Annotated in this window: 19 protein-coding genes and 1 pseudogene; all 20 read left to right on the top strand. The window is 26.4% G+C overall.

Annotated features, from left to right (window positions below; translation table 11 throughout):
• Position 1: 1 nt before the first annotated feature.
• The 20 genes and pseudogenes from sufB (at position 2) to ACZ5CK_RS00345 (ending at position 23,974) form a co-directional block, all read left to right on the top strand.
• Complete coding sequence (sufB, locus tag ACZ5CK_RS00250) at positions 2-1,417, top strand: Fe-S cluster assembly protein SufB (RefSeq protein WP_464581903.1); 1,416 nt, start codon at positions 2-4, stop codon at positions 1,415-1,417.
• A 32-nt stretch (positions 1,418-1,449) separates the two neighbouring features.
• Entirely contained in the window at positions 1,450-2,679 is a 1,230-nt protein-coding gene (locus ACZ5CK_RS00255; RefSeq protein WP_464581904.1) for a SufD family Fe-S cluster assembly protein, read from the top strand.
• Positions 2,630-3,844 (top strand): aminotransferase class V-fold PLP-dependent enzyme, encoded by a 1,215-nt coding sequence (locus ACZ5CK_RS00260; RefSeq protein ID WP_464581905.1) that lies wholly within the window; start codon positions 2,630-2,632, stop codon positions 3,842-3,844. The genes ACZ5CK_RS00255 and ACZ5CK_RS00260 overlap by 50 nt, the downstream gene beginning before the upstream one ends.
• A complete protein-coding gene (gene sufU / locus ACZ5CK_RS00265; protein WP_464581906.1) occupies positions 3,841-4,266 on the top strand; it encodes a Fe-S cluster assembly sulfur transfer protein SufU in 426 nt (141 codons plus the stop codon). The genes ACZ5CK_RS00260 and sufU overlap by 4 nt, the downstream gene beginning before the upstream one ends.
• 158 nt (positions 4,267-4,424) lie before the next feature.
• Positions 4,425-5,357, top strand: coding sequence for a GAF domain-containing protein (locus ACZ5CK_RS00270; RefSeq protein ID WP_464581907.1), 933 nt, complete (start codon positions 4,425-4,427; stop codon positions 5,355-5,357).
• Between the two features lie 186 nt (positions 5,358-5,543).
• On the top strand, positions 5,544-6,677 hold the full coding sequence (locus ACZ5CK_RS00275; protein WP_464581908.1) for an ROK family protein: 1,134 nt from the start codon (positions 5,544-5,546) through the stop codon (positions 6,675-6,677).
• Between the two features lie 27 nt (positions 6,678-6,704).
• Positions 6,705-7,988: an ABC transporter substrate-binding protein gene (locus ACZ5CK_RS00280; protein WP_464581909.1), complete on the top strand. Its 1,284-nt coding sequence runs from the start codon at positions 6,705-6,707 to the stop codon at positions 7,986-7,988.
• Between the two features lie 76 nt (positions 7,989-8,064).
• Complete coding sequence (locus ACZ5CK_RS00285) at positions 8,065-8,955, top strand: carbohydrate ABC transporter permease (protein WP_464581910.1); 891 nt, start codon at positions 8,065-8,067, stop codon at positions 8,953-8,955.
• A gap of 14 nt (positions 8,956-8,969) precedes the next feature.
• A complete protein-coding gene (locus tag ACZ5CK_RS00290) occupies positions 8,970-9,815 on the top strand; it encodes a carbohydrate ABC transporter permease (protein WP_464581911.1) in 846 nt (281 codons plus the stop codon).
• Positions 9,816-9,830: 15 nt separating this feature from the next.
• On the top strand, positions 9,831-11,207 hold the full coding sequence (locus ACZ5CK_RS00295; protein WP_464581912.1) for a phosphodiester glycosidase family protein: 1,377 nt from the start codon (positions 9,831-9,833) through the stop codon (positions 11,205-11,207).
• Positions 11,208-11,225: 18 nt separating this feature from the next.
• A complete protein-coding gene (locus tag ACZ5CK_RS00300) occupies positions 11,226-13,382 on the top strand; it encodes a sugar phosphate nucleotidyltransferase (protein WP_464581913.1) in 2,157 nt (718 codons plus the stop codon).
• A gap of 112 nt (positions 13,383-13,494) precedes the next feature.
• Positions 13,495-15,039: an ATP-binding protein gene (locus ACZ5CK_RS00305; protein WP_464581914.1), complete on the top strand. Its 1,545-nt coding sequence runs from the start codon at positions 13,495-13,497 to the stop codon at positions 15,037-15,039.
• Between the two features lie 245 nt (positions 15,040-15,284).
• Positions 15,285-16,037, top strand: a complete 753-nt coding sequence (locus ACZ5CK_RS00310) for a GntR family transcriptional regulator (RefSeq protein ID WP_464581915.1) — start codon at positions 15,285-15,287, stop codon at positions 16,035-16,037.
• Between the two features lies 1 nt (position 16,038).
• Positions 16,039-17,610, top strand: coding sequence for a beta-N-acetylhexosaminidase (gene nagZ, locus ACZ5CK_RS00315; RefSeq protein WP_464581916.1), 1,572 nt, complete (start codon positions 16,039-16,041; stop codon positions 17,608-17,610).
• Between the two features lie 141 nt (positions 17,611-17,751).
• Positions 17,752-18,847, top strand: a pseudogene (locus ACZ5CK_RS00320) (sugar ABC transporter substrate-binding protein).
• A gap of 124 nt (positions 18,848-18,971) precedes the next feature.
• Entirely contained in the window at positions 18,972-19,859 is an 888-nt protein-coding gene (locus tag ACZ5CK_RS00325; protein WP_464581917.1) for a carbohydrate ABC transporter permease, read from the top strand.
• Positions 19,860-19,864: 5 nt separating this feature from the next.
• Positions 19,865-20,704, top strand: a complete 840-nt coding sequence (locus tag ACZ5CK_RS00330; RefSeq protein ID WP_464581918.1) for a carbohydrate ABC transporter permease — start codon at positions 19,865-19,867, stop codon at positions 20,702-20,704.
• On the top strand, positions 20,701-21,828 hold the full coding sequence (locus ACZ5CK_RS00335) for a D-alanyl-D-alanine carboxypeptidase/D-alanyl-D-alanine-endopeptidase (RefSeq protein WP_464581919.1): 1,128 nt from the start codon (positions 20,701-20,703) through the stop codon (positions 21,826-21,828). The genes ACZ5CK_RS00330 and ACZ5CK_RS00335 overlap by 4 nt, the downstream gene beginning before the upstream one ends.
• Positions 21,829-21,852: 24 nt before the next feature.
• Complete coding sequence (locus ACZ5CK_RS00340; protein ID WP_464581920.1) at positions 21,853-22,887, top strand: serine hydrolase domain-containing protein; 1,035 nt, start codon at positions 21,853-21,855, stop codon at positions 22,885-22,887.
• On the top strand, positions 22,877-23,974 hold the full coding sequence (locus ACZ5CK_RS00345; protein ID WP_464581921.1) for an anhydro-N-acetylmuramic acid kinase: 1,098 nt from the start codon (positions 22,877-22,879) through the stop codon (positions 23,972-23,974). Before ACZ5CK_RS00340 ends, ACZ5CK_RS00345 begins: the two co-directional genes overlap by 11 nt.
• The last annotated feature ends 4 nt before the right edge of the window (positions 23,975-23,978 follow it).

Raw genomic sequence — 23,978 nt, forward strand, 5'->3', positions numbered from 1 at the left:
TATGAAAGATGTTAATGAAATAAATTATGAAGATTTAATGATAAATCAATCCAAATTTGATTTTAGAAATGAAGCAAAATATGCGTATAAGACACCACCTGGATTGGATGAAAAAGTTATTAGAGAAATATCAGAAGCTAAAAATGAACCAAAATGGATGTTGGAGCATAGATTGCAAGCGTTTAAGATATTTGAAAATTATCATGAACCACATTTTGGTGTTGATATAAGAAATTTAGATTTAAGTAAAATAGTGGCATATATGAAACCAGATGCAAAGAAATCCAATTCTTGGGACGATGTTCCTGATGAAATAAAAGACACTTTTGAAAGATTGGGTATTCCAGAAGCAGAAAGAAAAGCTCTTGCCGGTGTTGGAGCACAATATGATTCTGAAGTTGTTTACCAACATATTCAAAAGGAATTAAATGATTTAGGAGTTATATTTTTAGATATGGAAACAGCAGTTAAAGAATATCCAGATTTAGTAAAAGAATATTTTATGAAACTTGTTCCATCTCATAATCATAGATATGCAGCAATTCATGGTGCTTTATGGAGTGGCGGATCATTTTTATATGTTCCAAAAGGTGTAAAAGTACCATTACCTCTTCAAGCTTATTTTAGAATGAATAATCCTGGTATGAGTCAATTAGAACATACATTAATTATTGCTGATGAAGGATCACAGGTTGAATTTATCGAAGGTTGTTCTGCACCATTTTATAATGTAACTAATCTTCATGCTGGTATGGTTGAAATATATGTAAAAAAAGGTGCTAAAATGAAATATTCCACAATACAGAATTGGAGTAAAAATACATATAACTTAAATACAAAAAGAGCTATTGTTGATGAAGATGGATCTATGGAATGGGTATCTGGTTCATTAGGTAGTTTCAAAACTATGTTATATCCGATGACAATTTTAAGAGGAAAAGGAGCTAAAAATAGTTCTGTTACTTTAACATATGCTGGACCAAATCAACATCTTGATACAGGATCTAAGGTATTTCATTTAGCCCCTTATACAAGTTCTGTTGTAAATGCAAGAAGCATTAGTATCGGTGGTGGTTGGGCATTTTACAGAGGTTGGGTAAAGATTGGTGAGAATGCTAAAGGAGCAAAATCTTCAGTAGAATGTAATGCTTTAATGTTAGATAATAAGTCAAAAAGTGATACTGTTCCATTAATAGAGGTATTTACTGATGATGCTGATGTTGGACATGAAGCTAAAATAGGAAGAATTTCTGAAGAACAAATATATTATTTAATGTCAAGAGGATTATCTGAAATAGATGCAAAAAATATGATTGTTAGAGGATTTATAGAACCATTAGTAAAAGAATTGCCACTTGAGTATGCACTTGAATTGAATAAATTAATTAATTTAGAAGTGGAATCTTCAATAGGATAAAAGAGTTTATTAATATTAACGGAGGTGTATTTATGTATGAAAAAGCACTAATTTTAAATCATAATGATTTTTATGCTACAGAATGGATAGTGCCAGAGGTAAAATCTGATAAAGATTATGGTATAATAGAAATAGAAGAATCAAAGAAATATTTCACAAATGAAAAATTAAATAGATTTCGTTTAAATAGATTTGAAGAATATAAGAAAATGGGATTTCCGAAATGGAAAAGGTCAAAGTTAAATGGGTTTGATCCTATTAAGTTTGTTCCTGATTTTAATTCTTTAATATCGGATAATTTAAGAAGTTTAAATGATCTTGATAATGAAGGTATATCAATTTTGGAAGATATGGATTTTGATGGATCTCATAGGAAGTTTTTATTGATGACAGATGTTTTTTTTAATACAGGATTTTATTTAAAAACTGAAAGAAATCAAGAAAATGAAATATATTCAATTGAAGCTGGTATTGATGAGAGAAACCCAATTTATGATTTAGGTATAATTAATTTAGCAGAAAATAGTAAAGCAACTTTAATTAGATTTGTTCATTCTAATGGCAATGGTTCAAAAATTTCTTCTTTAAGAGGAAAATTAAAAGAAAATTCTGAATTAACTGTTATTAATATTAATCTTTTTGAAAAGGATATTTCTACAGATAATATTTTTTTTGATGTTGGGAAAGAAGCCAAATTAACTGTATATGATATTAACATAGGTGGAAAAGTAACTGCTCCACATGTTGTAATTAGAATGGCAGAAGAAAAGGGGAATGTAAACATTTATCCATACTATTTAACTCAAGATGAAGAGATTATTGATATGTTTTATTTAATTAGATATTATTCCCCAGAAACATTTGGTCATATTTTAGGACATGGGGTATTAATGGATGAATCGAGAGTTATATTTAGAGGAAATTTAGATATTAAAAAAGGTTCAAAGAATGCAGATGCAAGCGAACAAGATTTTAATCTAATATTATCAGAAAAAGCAAAAGTTATGGCTTATCCTTCATTATATGTTGATGAAAATGAAGTGAATGCAGGTCATGCAGCAAGTATTGGTAGTATAGATGAAGATAAATTATATTATATGATGGCAAGAGGATATTCAAAAAGCGCAGCTAAGAAAGAGATAGCTTTAGGGATTTTTGAACCAGCTGTAAGTATTATAAAAGAATATAATTCTAAGATTGCGGGGGATTTATATGATGTTATCCAAAAAAGATTTGATAGAAAATTTTCCGATTCTGAATAGAAGTATAGAAGATAAAAAGATAATTTATTTTGATAATGCAGCAACTACATTAACTCCAATTAATGTAACTAACGCAATTAAAGATTTTTATGATTACCATAATGCAAATGTGCACAGAGGGGCACATTTGCTTTCTAATGAAGCAACAGAAATGTATGAAAATGCAAGAAAAAGTATAGCTAAATTTATTAATGCGAAAACGCAAGAGGTAATTTTCACAAGAGGAACAACAGAATCGATAAATTTATTTGTATATTCTATTGGTAAAAGCGATTGGATAAAAGGGAAAGATGTTTTAATTACTACTATTGAGCATCATTCTAATTTTGTACCTTGGCAACAATTAGCAAAGACATTTGATTTTAATGTAATTTATTATAATCCGGAAAATGGTATTTTTAATTTAGATGAATTTATATCTAATATAACAGAAGACACTAAGTTAATAAGTATAACAGGAATGTCAAATGTTACTGGTCAGGTTATACCAATAAGAGAAATAATAAATTATGCACATGAGAAAGATATACTCGTTCATGTTGATGGTGCTCAATTTGTGCCGCATTTTGGAATAGATGTTAAAGAAATCGATGTAGACTTCCTTTCTTTTTCTGGACATAAAATGTTAGGACCTATGGGTATAGGTGTTTTTTATGGGAAAAAGAAATTGTTAAAAAAATTACCACCATTTCATTATGGTGGTGAAATGATTAATTGGGTTAGTATAGAAAATACAGATTTTGCAGAATTGCCAGAAAAATTTCAAGCAGGAACACCTAATGTTGGTGGAGCAGTTGGCTTAAAAGCAGCAATAGATTATATAAATGAAATTGGCATGGAAAATATTAAAGAACATTCAAAAATTTTAACTGATTATGCTATGAAAAGAATAAAAGCACTTGATTTTATAACCTTATATAATCCAGAAGATTCTTCTTCTATAATCACTTTTAATGTTGATAATGTTCATCCGCATGATGTTGCACAAATACTTAGTGATAAATTTGGAATAGCTGTGAGAAGTGGTCATCTTTGTGCTCAACCTCTTTTAACACAATTAGGAACAAAGTCAGTTTGTAGAGCTAGTTTTTATTTTTATAACACAGAGGAAGAAGTGGATAAATTAATAGAAGGATTGAAATTTATTAAGGAGTGGTTTAAATGAGTCTAGAGGATTTATATTCTGAAATAATATTAGATTATGCTAGAAATCCACGATTTCAGGGTGAAATACCAGATGCGACGATAAAAGAAGATGGAAAGAATTTATCCTGCGGAGATGAAATAACCCTTTATTTAAAAGTTGATAATGGAATAGTTAAAGATGCTAAATTTAGCGGACATGGGTGTATTGTGAGTCAATCTTCTGCTGCATTACTATGTGAAGCTATTGAAGGAAAAACATTAGAAGAAGCAAAAGAAATTTTAGAAGAAGTAGAAAAAATGGCTCAAGGTGAAGAATTTAATGAAGAAATAGTTGGAAATGTAGCAGTATATTCTGAAATATCAAAGTTTCCACTTAGAGTAAAATGTTTTACACTTGCCTGGCATACACTTGAAAATTCAATAGAAGAACTTAAAGACTAAAATTACTTTTTCATATTTTATTTTGAATTTTGTCTATAAACTAAAACTCCTTTGGGAGTTTTATGTTATTTATGTTAAAATTTAAAATTATAAATTTTTGATTTGACAAAACCATATAATTATTGATATAATAAATATAAATAATTTTTTATATGGAGATGGTTAAAATAATTAATAGAAAATTCATAAATATTTTTTCAAAAGTATTTGAAATGATTTCTGAAAAAGAATATAATGAATTTTTAGATATGACAAATATATTTGAATATATATTAATATCCATAATGGATTTTGATAGCAGATTAACTACAGGTAGTGTTATTTTGAGAGATGATGATGGATATTTTAGATATGTTGCTGTTAAAGGTCATGATATGAATATATTAAAGGATATTAGATTCAAAAAGAATGATATTTTTGAAGAAAAATTTTATGGTGCTCAAATTATAACTTCTCGGATTGAAAGGGAAACTAGAGAACAATTAGACTTATTAGTAAAAGGTGGAAATTTATTGAAATTAAAATCATATCTTTCAGTTCCAATTTCTACAAAAAATGAAGTTGTAGGTTTTTTAAATATAGATAATTATTCAGAAAAAAACATATTTATTGATGGTGAAATAATAAATATTGCTAAATTTTTTGCTAAGTTTATGGGGCACATATATGAAAATATAAATGATAAGAGAGATTTAAGGATAAAAGAGAAACTTTTGAATAAATCAAATATTTCAAATGGTATATTGTATAATAAAGCATTTCTACTTGGATCTTTAAAAGAATTTTTTGAAAAATATGAAGAATTTGTTTTTGCAATAATAACCATAAAGAATAAGTTAGATGAGAAAAGTTTAGAATCAATTTTTCATAGAATAAATAAATTATTTGATGAAGATATTGTTGCATATGAAGACAATACTTTTTATATTTTATCTGAATATATTTCTGATTATTTTTTCAAAACAGAATTAAAAGAAGTGTTAGAAAAACCAATTTTATGGGATACTGAAATTTATCCAAAATTTGAATATAATTTTTATAATATACCAGGAGATTTAAAGGATATAGAAGAGATAAAAGAATTAATTTAAGAGGAGTTCGTAAGAACTCTTTTTTTTATAATTAGAAGAATTAAAGATTTTTATATCTAAAGCGTTTATTGCGGTTGTGGTAACTTTTAATTATTTTAAATCAAGTTTTTTGTTATGTTACTTTTTTGTTATAATTAACTTACTTAATAAACTTAATTAAGTAAGTTGGTTGTTAGGGGATGGAATATGAAAAACAATAAAAATTCTACAATATCTCAACTTTATAAATTTATATATTATAATAATGAAGTTTCAAAAAATGATATAGCTAATGAATTAAACCTATCCTTGACTATATCTTCTCGATATGTTAATCACTTAGAAGAAAGAAATATTATAAAATCTTTTAAAATAGGAAAATCTTCAGGTGGAAGAAAACCTGTTTTGTATAAAATTAATGAAAATTATAAATATATTATTGGATTAAATATTACCAATACTTATTTATATATTTTTATATCTAATTTAAATGGAGAAATTATTGGAAATAGTTTAGAAAGAATTGGTGATTACAAATATAGCAAATATATAAGAATTATAGAAAAAAACATCTCAATGCTTTTGAAAAATTACAATTTATCATCAGAAGATATTCTTTCCATTGGTATATCAGCATCATGTATAACTGATATGGATAATAAAATTATAAATTATTCAAGGCAACTTAATTGGAGAAATGTATATATATGTGAAGATTTAGAAAAGTATTTTAAAATACCTGTATTCGTAGAAACAGATGTTAGAGTATATGCATATAATAAACTTGAATACAATAATGAAAAAAATACATCAATCATTTTATATCTTGAAAAAGGTGTGGGTATTGGTATTATAATTAATAATTATATTGTTAGAGGGTATACAAATAGAGCAGGAGATAATAGATTTTTAGGAAAAGATATACATAAGTTGATTGAAAATATTAATAAAAATAAATATATAAATATTTTAAATAACGAACCATATTTTTCTGATCGCTTTCCACGTAAACAAATAAAAGAATTAAATAAAAAATATATAGAATCTATAAATTCTTCGATAAAAAATAAAAAAGATTTTAATATTTTTATTATGGAAGTATCTTCTATGCTAATTTCATTAGTAGCATTATTAAACCCTAAAGATGTAATTTTAACCGGTAATATATTTAATTATAATGATTATATATTTGAAAAAATAAAAAAACAAATATTAGCATATAAAAATTTTTATTATACACCAGATATTATGAGATTTAGTTATAAAGAAAAACCTTTAGAAAAAGGCATTTTAAATATGCTTATTCATAAAAGTTTAGAATATTCATTGTTTGATTTTTAACTACACTTTAAAAAGGGGGGTACAATTATGAAAAAAGGTATTTTGGTAATGCTATTAGTTGTATTGGTAGTGAGTGCTTTTGCAAAGACAGTTACATTAAATTATTGGATATGGGATCCTGAATTAAGGGACAAAACACAAACTCTTATAAACAAATTTGAAGCATCACATCCAAATATTAAAGTTGAATTAACTACATTAGAACCAAAGAATTATTGGACTAAATTAAGAATTGCTGCTTCTTCAAAACGATTACCGGATGTTTTTAATATGAGTTCGGGGTATATTGAAGAATGGGCAAAAAGCGGATTTTTAATGAATATTACTGATTATGTAAACAAAGATATCGATCAAGAAAAATTCTTTAAAAATTTGTTTGATACAGGTAAAGAACTAGTTGGTGATGGTAATTATTATGCAATTCCATTTGCCTTAGTTACAACAGTATTATATTTTAACAAAGATATGTTTGATGAAGCAGGATTAAGTTATCCTAATTCAGATTGGACATGGTTTGAATTTTTAAGAGCAGCTAAAAGATTGACTAAGGATAAAGATGGAGATGGAGAAATCGATCAATGGGGATATTGGTTCTATGGAAGATATGCGCATATTGAATCATGGATATATAGAAATGGTGGTTCTTTATTGGATAGAAGCAAAATGAGATTTGCTCCAGATAAAAATGCTGTAGAAACATTAGAGTTTTTAGATTCATTAGTAAAAGACTTTAAAGTTTCACCACAACCAAAACAAATGAGTGGTATCAGACAACAAGATGTTTTTCCAAGAGGATTAGCTGCAATGTGGGTTGATGGATCATGGAATATAGAAAATAATAGAACAATTATAAAAGATAAATTTAGATGGGGAATAGCAGAGGTTCCACTTGGTCCACATGGAGATCCAAATGTTGCATATGGATGGCCTGATTTTGTTGCAATTTCAGCATTTACAAAGAATAAAGAGGCTGCCTGGGAATTTGCAAAATTTGCATCAGGTGAAGGATTAGATCTTAGTATGTATATGGCTGGTAAAATACCATCATATAAACCATTAGGATTATCAAAAGAATTTTATGAAGAAGATAAACAACCAGCTGAAAAGAAATTATTATTAGATATTGCAGCAAAGACCATGAAAAATTCATTTACACAAGGTTGGGGAGAATGGAGAGGTTATGGTTCTTCTGAATCAATGGGTTTAAATGGAGCAATTGATGGTATGCTAAATGGCGATTACACTTTAGATGAAGCTTTAAAGATAGCAGAAAAAACTGCAAATAAAGTTTTAGAAAGATATTATAAGTAAAAAATAAAAGGGGAATAATCCCCTTTTATTTTAAATATAACAAATATGACTTTGTCAAACTAAAGGAGTGAAGTGAATGAAAGGATCAAAACTTTCATGGTACAAACCATATCATCCGTGGTTATTTTTATTACCAACTTTGATTGGATTAATTGTATTTAGGTTATGGCCTATATTTTATTCTTTTTATATAAGTTTCACAGACTGGAATATTTTAGTAAAACCACAGTATGTTGGACTTAAAAATTATAAAGAATTATTTAATGATCCTATATTTTATGAAATACTAAAAAATACTTTTGTGTTTTCTTTTGTTTATGTGATTGGTGTAATGATTTTTGGATTGTTATTAGCTATTCTTGTAAATAATAAAATTAAGGGAGTTAATTTTTTTAGAACAGCATTTTATACACCAGTTGTTACTTCTGCAGTAGCTGTAGGATTAGTTTGGAACTGGATTTTAGCACCAAAATACGGAATTCTAAATAATTTTTTAAAGGACGTTTTTCATATTCTTCCTCCAGTATGGCTTGAAGATAAATCTTTAGCTTTAATAGTGGTTTCAGTAATACAAGTTTGGAAAATGTCTGGATATTATATGATGTTATATCTTGCTGGGTTGCAAGAAATACCCTCTACTATTTATGAAGCAGCAAAAATTGATGGAGCCAATGGATGGCAATCATTTAAAAATATAACTTTACCTTTATTGACACCAACTACATTTTTTGTTTTTACAGTGGCAATAATAGATTCTTTTAGGAATTTTGAAATAATATATACTATGACACAAGGAGGACCAGAATATTCAACAAATACTATTGTTTATTCTGTATATTTAAATGCATTTGAATTTTACAGAATGGGGTATGCATCAGCTTTAGCATATGTTCTTTTGGTAATAGTATCTATTTTAACATTAACCAATTTTGTTCTAAAAAAATATTGGGTTAATTATCAATATTAGATTGAGGTGACATTATGAATAAGGAGACAAATATAAAAATAACAATATTGTATGTGGTATTAATATTTTTTACAATAATTATGATTTTTCCTTTTTTATGGATGTTAATCAGTTCATTTAATACGGAAGAAAATATTTTTAGAATTCCACCCACGCTAATTCCAGATAAACTTTTTAAACCTGGAATGTTTAGTAATTATATTGATGTCTTAAAAAATTATAATTTTTTAAGATATGCTATGAATAGTTTTATTGTTGCTTCTTTAGCGGCAATAGGGCAGGTTTTTACATGTTCATTAGCAGGTTTTGCATTTGCAAAAATGAATTTTAGATATAAAAATATAATTTTTTCACTTTTATTAATGACAATGATGATTCCTGTTCAAGTTACTATCATACCAGAGTTTTATTTGATGTTGCATTTGGGGTGGATAGATACTTTTGCTCCTCTAATTGTTCCATCATTTTTAGTTGGATCTTTTGGAACATTTATGTATAAGGAATTTTTTGAGAACATTCCAAAAGATCTTGAGGATGCGGCTGTAATAGATGGTGCAGGACCTTTTAAAATGTTTTTTAAAGTGTTTTTTCCATTGAGTACTGCAAAGACTGTAACTTTGTTTATAATAGCTTTTATGAATAATTGGAATGATTTATTAAGACCTTTATTATATATTAGTACAAATAAAAATTTGACAACAATAACATTAGCATTAACTCAGTTTCAAGGAGAGTATGGTGCACGTTGGAATTATTTGTTAACAGGTGCAGTATTATCTATTATTCCTTTGTTGATTTTATATATTTCCCTTCAAAAATATGTAGTAGAAGGTGTTACACATAGTGGTACAAAAGGATAATAAGGAGAGTTGTTTATGATAAAAGAATTGATTAATTATAATGATGAAAATGTAGAATATATTCTAAGGAAAAAAATATATAAAAATTTAGAATTTACTGATTTTGGTATTATTAGTTTTTTACCAAAAAAAGTATTATATAAACATAATAGGTTAACTAAATATATTTTTGATAATTTTATACATGAAGCTCAAAGATATTTTTTTTCAAATAGAAAAAATATTCAAATAGCTTTTATTAATCCAGATATAATAAAATTTTTTGATATTGATTCAGAGATTATTTCGAGAGAGTTTATCTTATCAAAAGTATATAAACTACACATATATTTAAATGAATTATATAAAAACTCTTTTTTAGAATTTAAAAATAGCCGTTTCTATACAAAAAATAGAGAATTAGAAAAATTTTTAAATAATAATTTATTTAAAGGGAATATCAGAATTTTGGGAAATTCAAAATCTCCATTAAAATTTATCACAATTCATCCAAATTTAGGTATCCCAAAACAGGATTATAAAAATAATAATATTATTATAAATTCCCATTTTTTTCTCATGGAGTACGAAGATTTAGAATCTAAATATTCTCTTTTAGGTCAGCCATTTGGTGGCTTAATAATAAATAAAAAAATTATTTTTCCTTTTTTATATAAAAGACCAACATTTTTTATAAGAGAAAATCTGGAAGCATACGTTAAAAATATAGGGATAAGAGATATGAAAATAGTTATTGATAATACTATCTATGAAGATAAAAAGAATTGTATTATATATACAAGAGAAGATAATAACATTACACCAAAAGAAAAAGGAATTGATATTATTGTTATAAATAATGAAATAGTCGGTTTTAAATTAGATGGTGGGACATCTATACCTGATGGAGGATATGTTATTCATTTAAAAAAAGAAATGAATGTGAATAATTTAAATGTAAAATATATATATAATGAAAACGCATTATTTTCCCTTCAAGTTGGTCCGGTATTGATTGAAAACAATAATGTAAAAGATAAAGTAGATGATTCATTTCTTGTTCAAAAAAATTTATTAAGATTGCCACCAACAAATTTCAAAACTGATTGGAAAAATGCCATTTCTTCTCGATTAGCCTTAGGTGTAAAAAATAAGAAAATAAAATTATTATTTGCTAATGGAACAAATACAGATACTTATTTAAAAGGTATTGATAATAAAGGATTTTCTTTTTTTGAGTTATCAGAAATTTTAAAAAAAGAAAAAGTAGAAACTGCGATATCTCTTGATGGTGGAGGATCAATGCAGGTATATATAAATGGCGGTAAAATAACAAAACATGCGGATAGAAGAAGATTGCCATATATAGAATATCAAAGACCTATTCCAGGGTATTTGAAATTTATTTTGTAATAATAGGTGGTGGATAATGTGAAGTTTTTAATTTTAGCTGGAGGTAATGGGAAAAGACTTAAATCTAAAAAATCTAAACCTCTTACGGAATTAAATAATAAACCGTTAATTAAATACATTTTAGACATTGTAAATTCTTTAAATAAAAATTCTGAGAAAATTATAATAGCAAATCCAAAAAATTATAATGATTTGGAAGATATGATCGATAAAAATACGCATATATATATCCAAGATAAACCCTTAGGCACAGCGCATGCAACAAAAATTGGAATGGATCATATAGAAGATAAAGAAGATGTTTTTATTTTATACAGCGATACACCATTATTTAGAGATTCTACATTATATGCAATGTATGAACATCATAGACTAACAAAATCTAATATTACCTTTATGTCTGGATTAACCAGCATTAAATATCCATATGCTGTAGTATATAGAGATGATGATGGTAAGGTTATAAGATTAGAAGAACATGGAGATCCTGAATATGATCCTCCTTATGAATACAGCATAGGTGCATATATTATGAAAGCTGGAGTATTTAAAAGCTTATATTCTGAAATTAAACCTCATCCTGATACAGATGAATATTATATACCTGAAGTAATAATAAAAGCTATTGAAAAAAAGCTATCTGTTGAAGGATATATTTGTTTGGATGAAGATGAATATCTTGGTATAAATACACCAGAAGATTTGAAATTAGCAGAAGAAATACTTTTAAAAAGAGAAGTTTCCGATTCTCAAATTCAGGAAGAAAAGTATATAAAATTTGGAACAGGTGGATGGAGAGCACATATTGGAAGAGGATTTACTCTGCAAAATGTAAAAAAATTAACTCAAGCAATATCAAATTATTTAAAAATGAATGGTAAAACTAATAAACCTGTTATCATAGGTTATGATAATAGATTTTTATCAGATGAAGCTGCAAAGGAGATTTCAAGTGTATTAAGTGCAAATAATATAAAGAATTATCTTAGTACAACGCCTATACCAACACCATTAGTGACTTTTACAGTATTGGAAAAAAAAGCAGCTTTGGGTATTGTTGTTACTGCTTCGCACAATCCATATAATTACAATGGAATAAAAGTGGAAACAGAAGATGGATTACCAATACCTTTACATATGTCTGAAGAAATAGAAAAAATATCAAATAGTATAGATAAAATATCCTGGATTCCATACCCTGTTGCGAAAGAAAAAAACTTCACAAAAGAGTGTGATTTTAGGAGAAAATATTTAGATTATCTTGAAAATAAATTGGATTATGATTCAATAAAAAATGCTGGATTAAAGGTTTGTTTTGATTCTATGTATGGTTCTGGAACAACCACAATTCAGTTAGCTTTAATTGGTGCTAGATGTGATCTTGAAATAATAAGAGGATATAGAGATACATTATTTGAAGGTTCTGCTCCAGCTCCTACAGAGGAAAAACTATCTCATTTAATATACAAAATGAAAAATGGTGATTTTGATGTAGGAATGGCCGTTGATGGTGATGCTGATAGAATAGTTTTAGTAGATGAAAAAGGAAAATTTTTACATACAAATGAAGTAATATCATTATTGTGGTATTATATGCATGAAATAAAAGGATTTAAAGGTGGAGTTGTTAGAAACGTTGGAACAAGTCATAATATAGACAATCTTTGTAAAATATTTAATGAAAAAACATACGAAGTTCCTGTAGGTTTTAAATATATAGCTGAAGGAATAAGAAAACATAATGCTCTTGTTGGTGGTGAAAGCAGTGGAGGTATTACATTTAGAGATCATATAATGGAAAAAGACGGTGTATATGCAGCAATGCTTGTTGTTGAAATGTTAGCAAAAACTGGTGAAAAAATTTCAAGACTTTTAGAAAAAATAAAAAATATGGTTGGAAAATGGTTAATCTTTTTTGAAAAAAATTATAATATTTCCCCAGAAATAAAGATAAAATTAAATAAATTTTTTAATGAAGAGCATAAAACTATTGCTGGATATAAAGTAATTGAAAAAAGAACAATTGATGGTTATAAATATATTCTTGAAGGCGGAAGATGGGTTTTATTAAGGCCATCTGGAACTGAACCATTATTAAGAATGATTGGAGAAGCAAAAAATGAAAAAGAGATAGAAAAAATATTAAGTTTTTTAGTAAAAAAATTGGAATTATAATAAACTTATTTTAAAGGCAGCATTTGCTGCCTTTGTTTATATATTAGGAGTTGGATATTAGTTTTGTGATATAATTTAATAATAAGAACCGACAAATAAGGAGGTGGAACTGATGAAAAAATTGCCAATAGGAATACAGGATTATAAAAAAATAATAGAAGGAAATTATATATATGTAGATAAAACAAAATATATATTTGATTTAATAGATAATGGGAAATATTATTTTTTATCTCGCCCAAGAAGATTTGGAAAGAGTTTAACTATATCGACATTATATTACATATTCAAAGGTGAAAAAGAATTATTTAAAGGAACATATATATATGACAAATGGGAATTTAAAAAATATCCAATAATAAGAATAAATTTATTAGATGCAATAAGTGATAGTGAAAAAGAATTAAAAGAAGGGTTATTAAAAATAATACAAGAAGAAGGAAGAAAATATAATATAGAAATAGAATCAGAACATTACAAATATGCATTTGATGAATTAATAATAAAATTATCTCAAAAAGGAAAAGTAGTAATATTGGTAGATGAATATGAAAAACCGATATTAGATAATATAAATAACAAAGAAAAAGCAGAAAGGTATAGAGAAATATTAAGGAACTTTTATGTAACAATCAAATCAAGGGATGAATATATAAAATTTGTATTCATAACAGGAATAACGAAATTCACCAAAACAGGAGTGTTTTCTGCGTTAAACAATCTAAATGATATATCATTAGATAATGACTATTCACAAATGATGGGATACACACAAGAAGAGTTAGAAAGTTACTTTAAAGAATATATAAAAGAAACAGCAGAAAAATTAGAAATAACAGAAAAAGAACTATTACAAGAAATGAAAAAATATTATAATGGATTCTCATTTGATGGAGAACACTTTGTATATAATCCATTTTCAATATTAAAATTCTTCCAAAAAAAAGAATTTCAAAATTACTGGTTTGAAAGTGGATCGCCATCATTTATATACGAATATATAAAAGGAAAAAAAGTAGCCTATGAAGAATTAACAAAATATCCAGTAAGTGCAATGGATTTCTCAACAAGAGAAATAGAAGATGCAAATGCAAATATATTCTTTGCACAAGCAGGATACTTAACATTTAAAGGAATAAAAAGATATGGACTAAGAAAAAAATACATATTAGACTATCCAAACATAGAAGTAAAAAATAGCTTTTCGGAATTAATATTAGAAGCGAATTATGGATTAGAAGAAATAGAAGAAATAGAAAATAAAATATATGAAAAAATAGAAGCAAATAAAATAGAAGAAATAATAGAAGAAATAAAAAGGATAATAAGTGCAATACCGTATAACTTACATCAAAAAAGAGAAAGTTATTATCATTCATTAATATATACAATATTAGCATCAGCAGGATTAAACGTAACAGCAGAAGAACTAACAAATCTTGGAAGAAGTGACTTAGTATTAGAACATAATAATAAAATATATATATTTGAAATAAAATTAGATAAAAGCGCAAAAGAAGCAATAGAACAAATAAAAGAAAGGAAATATTATGAAAAATATACGAGTAAAAATAATGAAAAAGAAATATATATAATAGGAATAAATATAAATTCAGAAAAAAGAAATATTGATGAATATATAATTGAAAAAATATGATGATATTAAAACCTGATCAACCAAGAAATTTAACTAAATCTGTTATTTTTGATTGAATCGTGACTGTTTGTCACGATTTTTTTATTTAATAAAAAAATGACGATTTAAGTTGATCTGATGGAAATATTTATAATGTGTTAAAAAAATTAATAAGATTTTACATTTGACTTTCTATTTTAAAGGTATATAATAGAATTGTATATTTGTATATACAAATATACAACATAACAACTGGAGGGGAAATTGTGAATAAAATAAATAAAATAGACAGAGATAGTCCTATACCTTTGTATTATCAGATTAAGGAACAATTAAAAAATTATATTGAAAGTGAAAAATTACCTGCACATAGCTCTTTGCCAACTGAGGATGAACTTGCAAAACAATATGGGGTTAGCAGACTGACTGTTAGAAATGCAATGAAAGAATTAATAAGTGAAGGAATTATATATAGAATTCAGGGTAAAGGCACTTTTGTATCAGAAAAAAAACACATTTCAGATTTGACATTTTTAAAAGGATTTAATGAAGAAATGAGAAGTATAGAAAAAGAAACAAGATCAAAAGTGTTATTTAATAATTTTATATTACCAGATCCAAAAATAGTAGAAATGTTTGGATTAAAGAAAAATCAAAAGGTTTTGCTTCTTTCAAGAATAAGATATGAAAACGATATTCCTCGTGCTGTAGAAAATGCTTACCTTAATATTTCTGCATATCCTGAACTTATGGAAATTAAAGAAAAAGATATGGAAAAACTTTCATTATATGATATTTTAAAAAATGAATTTCAAATTTATCCAACTTATGCTAAGGAAGAAATTGAAATTGTATATGCAAATAAAGAGACATCAAAGATTTTAGATATTAAAGAAAATGATTGTGTTTTATCTATTATACGATTAACCAGTAGTCATGAAAATATTCCTTTTGAGTATGTTGAGTCAAAATATAGAAAAGATAATTTTAAATTAAGAATATCATTAGAGGCAAAGTAACATGGATAATAGTTTTAAACTTATTATAATGGGGGTTATAACAATTACAGAATTTATAAGTAATATGACATTAAGAGATAAGGTAGGAGAATTATTTCTTTTTGGCTTTAATGGAACGAAATATAATGAAAATATTGAAGAATTGATAAACTATGGGGCAAATAATTTTATTCTTTTTTCTAGAAATGTTGAAAATAAAAATCAAGTAAAAAAATTAATAGAAGATATAAAATTAAGGAGCAAAAAAATTCCCCCATTCATAGCAATTGATCAAGAAGGAGGAATGGTTGCAAGAATTAGAGATATATTTGTTCCACCAAATATGATGGTTTTAGGTTCTTTAAATAATCCAGATTTAACTTATAAAGTTGGTTATCTTTCTGGAAAGTCATTGAGAGAATTAGGAATTAATATGAATTTTTCTCCAGTATTAGATGTTAATTCAAATCCATATAATCCAATTATAGGAGTGAGATCTTTTTGGAATAATGAAAAAGTTGTTGCGCAAAATGGTATAGATTATTTTAGAGGATTATTAAATGGTGGAGTAATTCCTGTTGGGAAGCATTTTCCAGGACACGGCGATACAGAAGTTGATTCTCATAAAAATCTTCCGATAATCAATAAATCTAAAGAACAATATGAAAAGGTAGATATATACCCATTTAAAGAAGCAATAAAAAGTGGAATTCCAGCGATAATGACAGCACATATACTTTTGCCTTTTTGGGATAATAAACCGGCAACATTATCTAAAAAAATAATATCTTATTTAAGAAATGATTTAAATTTTAATGGAGTTATTATTAGCGATGATCTTTTAATGGGAGCAGTATCAAAAGATCAAGACATATGTAAAGTTGTAGAAGAAAGTTTATTAGCAGGAGTTAATATGTTTATTATTTGGAAAGATATAGAAATTCAAAAAAGAGTAATTGATTATATTATTAGTGAAGTTAAAAGTGGGAAGATTGATGAAAAAATAATCGATGAATCATTAGAAAAGATACTAAGTTTAAAACTGAAATATGAGAATTTAAAAGTTAAGAATTTTGATGTATCTGTAGATGAATTAGAGAAAGAGATTAGTAAGGGGATAGCAATATATAAAGGTGATTTTAAAGTAGAAAAGGGTAAGAAATATTTAATGTTTTTTCCGACATCATTAAATTTTACTAGAGTTCAGGAGAGAGCTTATCTAAATGAATATATAACTAAATATTTTGAAGAGAATGGTATTGAGTACAAAATAAAAAAATATAATATTAAATCATCTCCATATAGATATAAACATTATATAGAAAAAGCCAAGGAATATGATGGAGTTATTGTTTTTACGATAGATGCTGTAAGAAATAAATATGTTTCTCAGTTGGCTGATTTGTTAGTTAAGCAAAATAAGAATAATTTAGTAGTTGCTATACAATCTCCATATGATTATATGTTCATGAAAAACAAAAATTACGTTAAATCCTATATTATGACATATGATTGGAATGAGTATTTTTCAAAAGCACTTTTTGATTATTTATATAATAAAAAGCTATTAAATGGAAATAGCATTTTAAAATGAGAAGGGGGTATATGTATGAAAAAGTTAGTATTTTTGTTTGTATTGGTATTGGTTTTGGCAACATTTGCTCAAGCTAAGGTTACATTAAAGTTTTGGAATTTCTGGTCTGATAAATGGATTGGCCCAATGATAGAGGATTTCATGAAGGAAAATCCAGATATAGACGTACAAATTGAGCGTTTAACATGGTCAGATGGTTTTAATAAGATAGTTACAGCCTTTGCTGCAGGAGATACTCCAGATGTTCTTGAATTAGGTTCAACATGGGTTTCTCAATTTGCAGCAGATGGTGCATTAAAAGAGGTTAATGTATCAGATATGGTAGATCAATACAATATGTGGGATCCTGTTATTTACAAAGGAAAATATTATGGATATCCATGGGTATTGTCAAACTAGAATATTATTTTATAACAAAGAATTATTTAAAAAAGCTGGATTAGATCCGGAATTACCTCCAAGAACATGGGATGAATTGTATGATGCTGCTAAAAAAATATCAGCTCTTGGTGATGATATTTATGGATTTGGTATAAAGGTAGGAGGGTATACAACATGGCAAACATTCTTACCTTTTGCATGGTCAAATGGTGGGAAAGTATTAAGTGATGACTGGAAAAAGTCAGCAGTGGATTCTACTGAATTTATAAACGCATTAAAGTATGTACAAAGTTTAACACACTTTTCAATGATAGATTCTAATTTAAATGTAAGGCAAGCATTTATGCAAGGAAAAGTTGGAATAATATTAGATGATATAGGTAAGATAAATAAATTTAAAAAAGATGCACCAGATTTAAACTTTGGTTATTCGTTATTTGTAAGACCAAATAAATTATGGTCAAAACCTATACAATTCGGTGGTGCAGAAGTTATAGTAATACCTGCAAATACGAAATATCCAGAAGCAGCAGAAAAATTAGCAAGATATATTGTTTCTAAAAAAGGTTCTATGGCAATATCTTCAAAAATTCCTACATTGGTTCCAGCAGATAAAAGTGTTAAAGATGATAAATTTTACAAAGAACAACCTGGATTTGATGTTATAATCAAGCAATTACAATTTACTAAAACACCACCAGCACATCCAAAATGGGTAGATATTCAAGAAGTTTTAACACAATACATTACAGAGGTTTATAATGGAACAATAAATGCAGAAGAAGCTATGAAAGAAGCTGCAAGTGAAATTAATGATATTTTAGAAGAATATGAAGAAGAATATGGTGATAATTAAGTAAACGAGGTGAGGGCACTCCCTCACCTTTTATAATAATTTGCTTATAAGTTTTACAGAAAGTTTTATTACTATAAAGAAATTTTTTGTAAAACTTATAAAATTTAAAAATTGAGGTGGCAAGATGAAAAAAAGAGGATTAAAAGAAAATATCAAAATATTGTTATTAATTTCCCCATGGCTTACATCATTTATAGTATTTAAGTTATATCCTATTATTTATTCGTTATATTTATCTTTTACAAGATATAATCCTATACGTAATAAGCCTCCCAGATTTATTGGTTTAAGAAATTATGAAAAAATATTACATGATGCGGTTTTTATGACTGCATTAAAGAATACAATTTTGTTTGTCATAATTACAGTTCCGATAACAACTATGCTATCCTTATTTATTGCAAATATATTGGTAAGTAATTTAAATATAAGGAAAAAGCAATTTTTTCAATCCAGTTATTTTATGCCTGTTGTAACATCGATGGTTGTTATTGCTAGTATTTTTTCTTTTTTATATTCTCCGAATGGTTATTTAACAGCATTAATAAAATTTTTCGGAGCAGATATAAAGTTTGGAAGAGGAGTTTTGGCAGATCCTAAATATGCTTTGTACGCGATAATGCTAATGGATGTATGGGCAAGTTTTGGATATTATACTATATTATTTTTAGCTGGTTTACAATCAATTGATGAACAAATATATGAAGCAGCAGCAATTGATGGTGCTAAAGGGTTTACGTTGTTTAGAAAAATAACATTTCCGTTAATTTCACCTATGTTATTGTTTGTATTAGTTATAAACACTATTCGATCATTTCAAATATTTATTGAAGTATATGTAATGACTCAAGGTGGGCCTTTGAGATCCACGACAACCGTTGTATATTATCTTTATGAAACAGGGTTTCATAAAATGAAAATGGGATATGCTTCTGCGATGGCATATATATTGTTCTTGATTATTTTGTTTTTTACTATTATTCAAAAGCTTATAGTTAAGGATAAGAGGTGATTTTAATGATAATAAAAAAAGATTATAGATATAAAATTAATAGATTTTTAGCATATACATTATTAATATTTTTAGTGTTTACTACTCTTTTTCCCCTGTATATTATGTTATCTACCTCTATAAAAGCACAGGGTAATATACTTCCAACCTGGAAAAGTTTAATACCAGATAAAGTAACACTTCAAAATTATGTTGATGTATGGAAAAGTTCTAACTTTAATAGATATTTTTTAAATAGCGTTATAGTTACAATTTCCGTTACTATATTAAATATAATATTAGATTCTATTGTAGCTTTTGCATTATCTAGAAAAAAATTTAAAGGTGCTAATTTAATTTTAATGATAATTTTAGGAACAATGATGATACCGCCACAAGTGCTGATGATACCATTATTTATCCTAATAAAAAGATTGGGTATGTACAATACTTATTGGGCACTTATTTTACCCTTTGCTGTTCAAGGTTTTGGAATATTTTTGATGAAACAATATTTTGATGGATTACCAATATCATTAGATGAAGCGGCGAAAATAGATGGTGCAAGCGATATTAATATATTATTTAGAATATTAATGCCAATATCGAGACCAGCTATAGCCGTTTTAGGAATTAATACTTTTTTGACAACATGGAATTCATTTTTATATCCATTGATATTTACTAATACAGATAATATGAGAACATTGCCAATTGGTATTGCTTATTTTAATACACTTCAAGGTGTTGATTATGTACATTTAATGGCTGGTTCAAGTATTGCCACAATACCAGTTATTATAGTTTTTTTAGCTTTTCAAAAGCAAATTATATCAGGACTTGTTGGAGGTGCAGTTAAAGAATGAAAAAATTGCTTATTTTAATGTTTATTATTATTGGGATATTTTCTTATGCGGATAATATAAAATCTTTAATTGATAATTTTGATGGTTTTGTAGGGGTTTATGCTAAAGAATTTGATAATGATAATGTTCTAATTTCTATAAATGCTACGCGTAATTTTACTCCAGCTTCTATTACCAAGTTAATGACATTATTTTCAGCATATGAAATTTTAGGACCAGATTATGAATATGAAACGAAATTTTATTATGAAAATGGAGATTTTGCTATAAAAGGCAGTGGAGATCCTACAATTTATCCTGCTGATATACAGAATGTTATAAAGTATTTTAAAGATAAATATAATGTGATAGAAATAAATAACATTGTTATAGATGATAGATTATTTGACAAAAAAGAATTTTTTGGAAAAGGTTGGATGTGGGATGATGCGAATCCTTTTATTAACGCATTTACTATTAAAAATATTCGACCTAATAATTTATCTACAGATGCAATTGAAGAATATATGTTTAATGTGATAAAAAATGAACTTGAAAATCAAAATATCAAGGTTAATGGCACATTGAAACTAAAATATATTTCTTCTAAAAAAATTCCTTTTTATGTTCATAAATCTAAAAGTTTATATGAAATCTTAAAATATATGATTAAAAATAGCGATAATGAAATTGCTGAACATGTTTTTAGAACTGTAGGAGCAAGATTCCTCAAAAAAGGAAAAATTAATAATTCTATAGCAGCTTTAATAAATTTGACAAAAAAATATTTTGATTATGGTATAAATGATTTTACGATAGTAGATGGCCCTGGTTTATCAAGATATAATCTTATTTCCCCAGATCTAGTTGTAAAAGTCTTAGAGTTTATGTATAAAAAATATGGAGATAAATTTATAGATATTCTTTCATATTCAAAAGCTGATGGAACAATAAATGGTAGATTTAATTTTGATGTTTGGGCAAAAACAGGAACATTAACAGGAGTTTCAGGTATAGCGGGTTTTTTAAAGAATAAAAATGGAAAAATTATTGTGTTTTCAATATTTGAAAATAATTATTTAAAAGGAAAAGTTGATGCGAAAAGTTTTGAAAATAAAATTTTAGAATATTTATATAATTATTAAGAATGATATTTAGAAGGTGAGTTCATGGAAAATAATATATGGAATAATGTTGATAGAATTATTAATCACGGAATAAAAGAAAAGGTTTATCCTGGCGGGGTATTGTTAGTAGGAACTACTGATAAAATAATATATTCAAAATCATATGGGACTATAGATGAAAAAAACCAGGTGACTATGGATACAATGTATGATTTGGCGAGTTTAACTAAAGTTTTGGCAACTACAACTGCAATAATGAAATTATTTTCTGATGGATATATACATTTAAATGACACATTAGAAAATTTTGGATTCAAAGATGATAAAAAAGATATTACCATATTTAATTTACTAACTCATACATCTGGAATTCCGGCATATAGTGAATTATGGAAACAATATAATGGAGAAAAATTATATAATGAAATTTTAAAAATAAAACCGGAAAAACCTGCAAATTATGAAATAGTTTATTCTTGTATTAATTTCATAATCCTTAAATATATAATAGAAAAAATTACTAATAAAAATTTTGAAGAATATATAGAGTCTTTATATAAAGATTATGGTATAGAGAATTTAGTTTTTAATCCAAATAAAAAAGAGAAATTTAAAATAGCTCCTACTTCAATTAGAGATAATAAAAGACTATTGGGTGAAGTAGACGATGAGTTAGCCTATTATTTAGGTGGAATTAGTGGAAACGCTGGATTATTTGGTAATGCAAATTCTATATATTTATTACTATCAAAGTTAGCAATTGGTGAAATAGTTCCTAAAACAATTTTTAATTTATTTACAAATACAACTATAAACATTGATAATACAAGAAAACATTTAGGTTGGATGGCACCCACATATGGTGGTAGTGCTGGAGATATATTATATACGCATGAGAATGCTTATGGACATACAGGTTTTACAGGGACGAGTATATGGAGTTATCAAAATTTATTTGTTATATTCCTTACAAATAGAACATATTATGAAAGATTTGGAAATAGTATTGAAAAAATAAAAAGGACAAGAATACTATTACATAATGTTATTTTTGGAGGTTTATTGAATGTGGAATAAATTTTTTAATATTTTGAATAAAAAAGAAAGAAAAATTTTGGGGTTAATGTCTGGAACTTCAGCTGATGGATTAGATATAGCTCTTGTGAAGATATCTGGTAAAGGTAGAAATATTAAATTCGAACTTTTAAAATTTGATTCCATTCCATATTCTTTAGATTTTAAAGAAAAAATAATTAATTCATATAATCCAGAGAAATCTACGGTAAGAGATATTGCATATTTAAATTTCTATATTGCTAAAAAACATTCAGAAATAATAAAAGAATTAAATTGGGATTTTGATGTAGTAGGATATCATGGGCAAACAGTTTATCATAATCCAAATGAAGGATATACATTGCAAATAGGAGAATCTGATGTATTGGCAGTTGAATTAAATGTTCCAGTAATTTATTCATTTAGAACAAAAGATGTTGCTTTAGGTGGCGAAGGTGCTCCGATTACCTCTTATTTTGATTGGATTTATTTTAAAGAAAAAGAGAAAACAGCTACCTTGAATATTGGTGGAATATCAAATATCACATATTTAGCTGAAAATAAAGAAGAAATCATAGCTTTTGATACAGGCCCTGGAAACTGTCTTATAGATACTGTAGCTAATATGTTTTTTAATAAACTATATGATGAAAATGGGAATTTATCTAAAAAAGGAAAAATTAATAAGGAAATACTTGAAAAATTAATTTTGAAAGAATCAAATTATATAAATAAAAAACCCCCAAAAACAACTGGAAGAGAAGTATATAATAAAGATTATATATGTGATTTGCTCGATTATAATCCGTATGACTTAATAAGAACACTTACTTATTTTACAGCATATACAATACATGAAAATTTAAAGTTGCATGTACCCCCTACTGATAATTTAATAATTTCTGGTGGTGGAGCATACAATCCTATTTTAATAGAAGATATAAAATCATTTGGTTATAATGTTGAAATTCATAAATATATTGAATCTAAAGAAGCAATAGCAATGGCAATTTTAGCTAATGAATTTTTAAACGGTATTAATTCTAATATAATTAACGTTACTGGAGCGAAAAAAGAATGCGTTTTAGGTAAATTATCTTTACCTTAATTTA

The organism is Marinitoga okinawensis, from assembly GCF_055387075.1.

Excerpts from the sequence above, each read along its gene's own strand:
- ACZ5CK_RS00270 (WP_464581907.1), top strand. The coding sequence starts at position 4,425 with ATGGTTAAAATAATTAATAGAAAATTCATAAATATTTTTTCAAAAGTA.
- sufU (WP_464581906.1), top strand. The coding sequence starts at position 3,841 with ATGAGTCTAGAGGATTTATATTCTGAAATAATATTAGATTATGCTAGA.
- ACZ5CK_RS00325 (WP_464581917.1), top strand. The coding sequence starts at position 18,972 with ATGAAAAAAAGAGGATTAAAAGAAAATATCAAAATATTGTTATTAATT.
- ACZ5CK_RS00255 (WP_464581904.1), top strand. The coding sequence starts at position 1,450 with ATGTATGAAAAAGCACTAATTTTAAATCATAATGATTTTTATGCTACA.
- ACZ5CK_RS00290 (WP_464581911.1), top strand. The coding sequence starts at position 8,970 with ATGAATAAGGAGACAAATATAAAAATAACAATATTGTATGTGGTATTA.
- ACZ5CK_RS00345 (WP_464581921.1), top strand. The coding sequence starts at position 22,877 with ATGTGGAATAAATTTTTTAATATTTTGAATAAAAAAGAAAGAAAAATT.
- ACZ5CK_RS00340 (WP_464581920.1), top strand. The coding sequence starts at position 21,853 with ATGGAAAATAATATATGGAATAATGTTGATAGAATTATTAATCACGGA.
- ACZ5CK_RS00285 (WP_464581910.1), top strand. The coding sequence starts at position 8,065 with ATGAAAGGATCAAAACTTTCATGGTACAAACCATATCATCCGTGGTTA.
- nagZ (WP_464581916.1), top strand. The coding sequence starts at position 16,039 with ATGGATAATAGTTTTAAACTTATTATAATGGGGGTTATAACAATTACA.
- sufB (WP_464581903.1), top strand. The coding sequence starts at position 2 with ATGAAAGATGTTAATGAAATAAATTATGAAGATTTAATGATAAATCAA.
- ACZ5CK_RS00280 (WP_464581909.1), top strand. The coding sequence starts at position 6,705 with ATGAAAAAAGGTATTTTGGTAATGCTATTAGTTGTATTGGTAGTGAGT.
- ACZ5CK_RS00295 (WP_464581912.1), top strand. The coding sequence starts at position 9,831 with ATGATAAAAGAATTGATTAATTATAATGATGAAAATGTAGAATATATT.
- ACZ5CK_RS00260 (WP_464581905.1), top strand. The coding sequence starts at position 2,630 with ATGATGTTATCCAAAAAAGATTTGATAGAAAATTTTCCGATTCTGAAT.
- ACZ5CK_RS00305 (WP_464581914.1), top strand. The coding sequence starts at position 13,495 with ATGAAAAAATTGCCAATAGGAATACAGGATTATAAAAAAATAATAGAA.
- ACZ5CK_RS00335 (WP_464581919.1), top strand. The coding sequence starts at position 20,701 with ATGAAAAAATTGCTTATTTTAATGTTTATTATTATTGGGATATTTTCT.
- ACZ5CK_RS00275 (WP_464581908.1), top strand. The coding sequence starts at position 5,544 with ATGAAAAACAATAAAAATTCTACAATATCTCAACTTTATAAATTTATA.
- ACZ5CK_RS00330 (WP_464581918.1), top strand. The coding sequence starts at position 19,865 with ATGATAATAAAAAAAGATTATAGATATAAAATTAATAGATTTTTAGCA.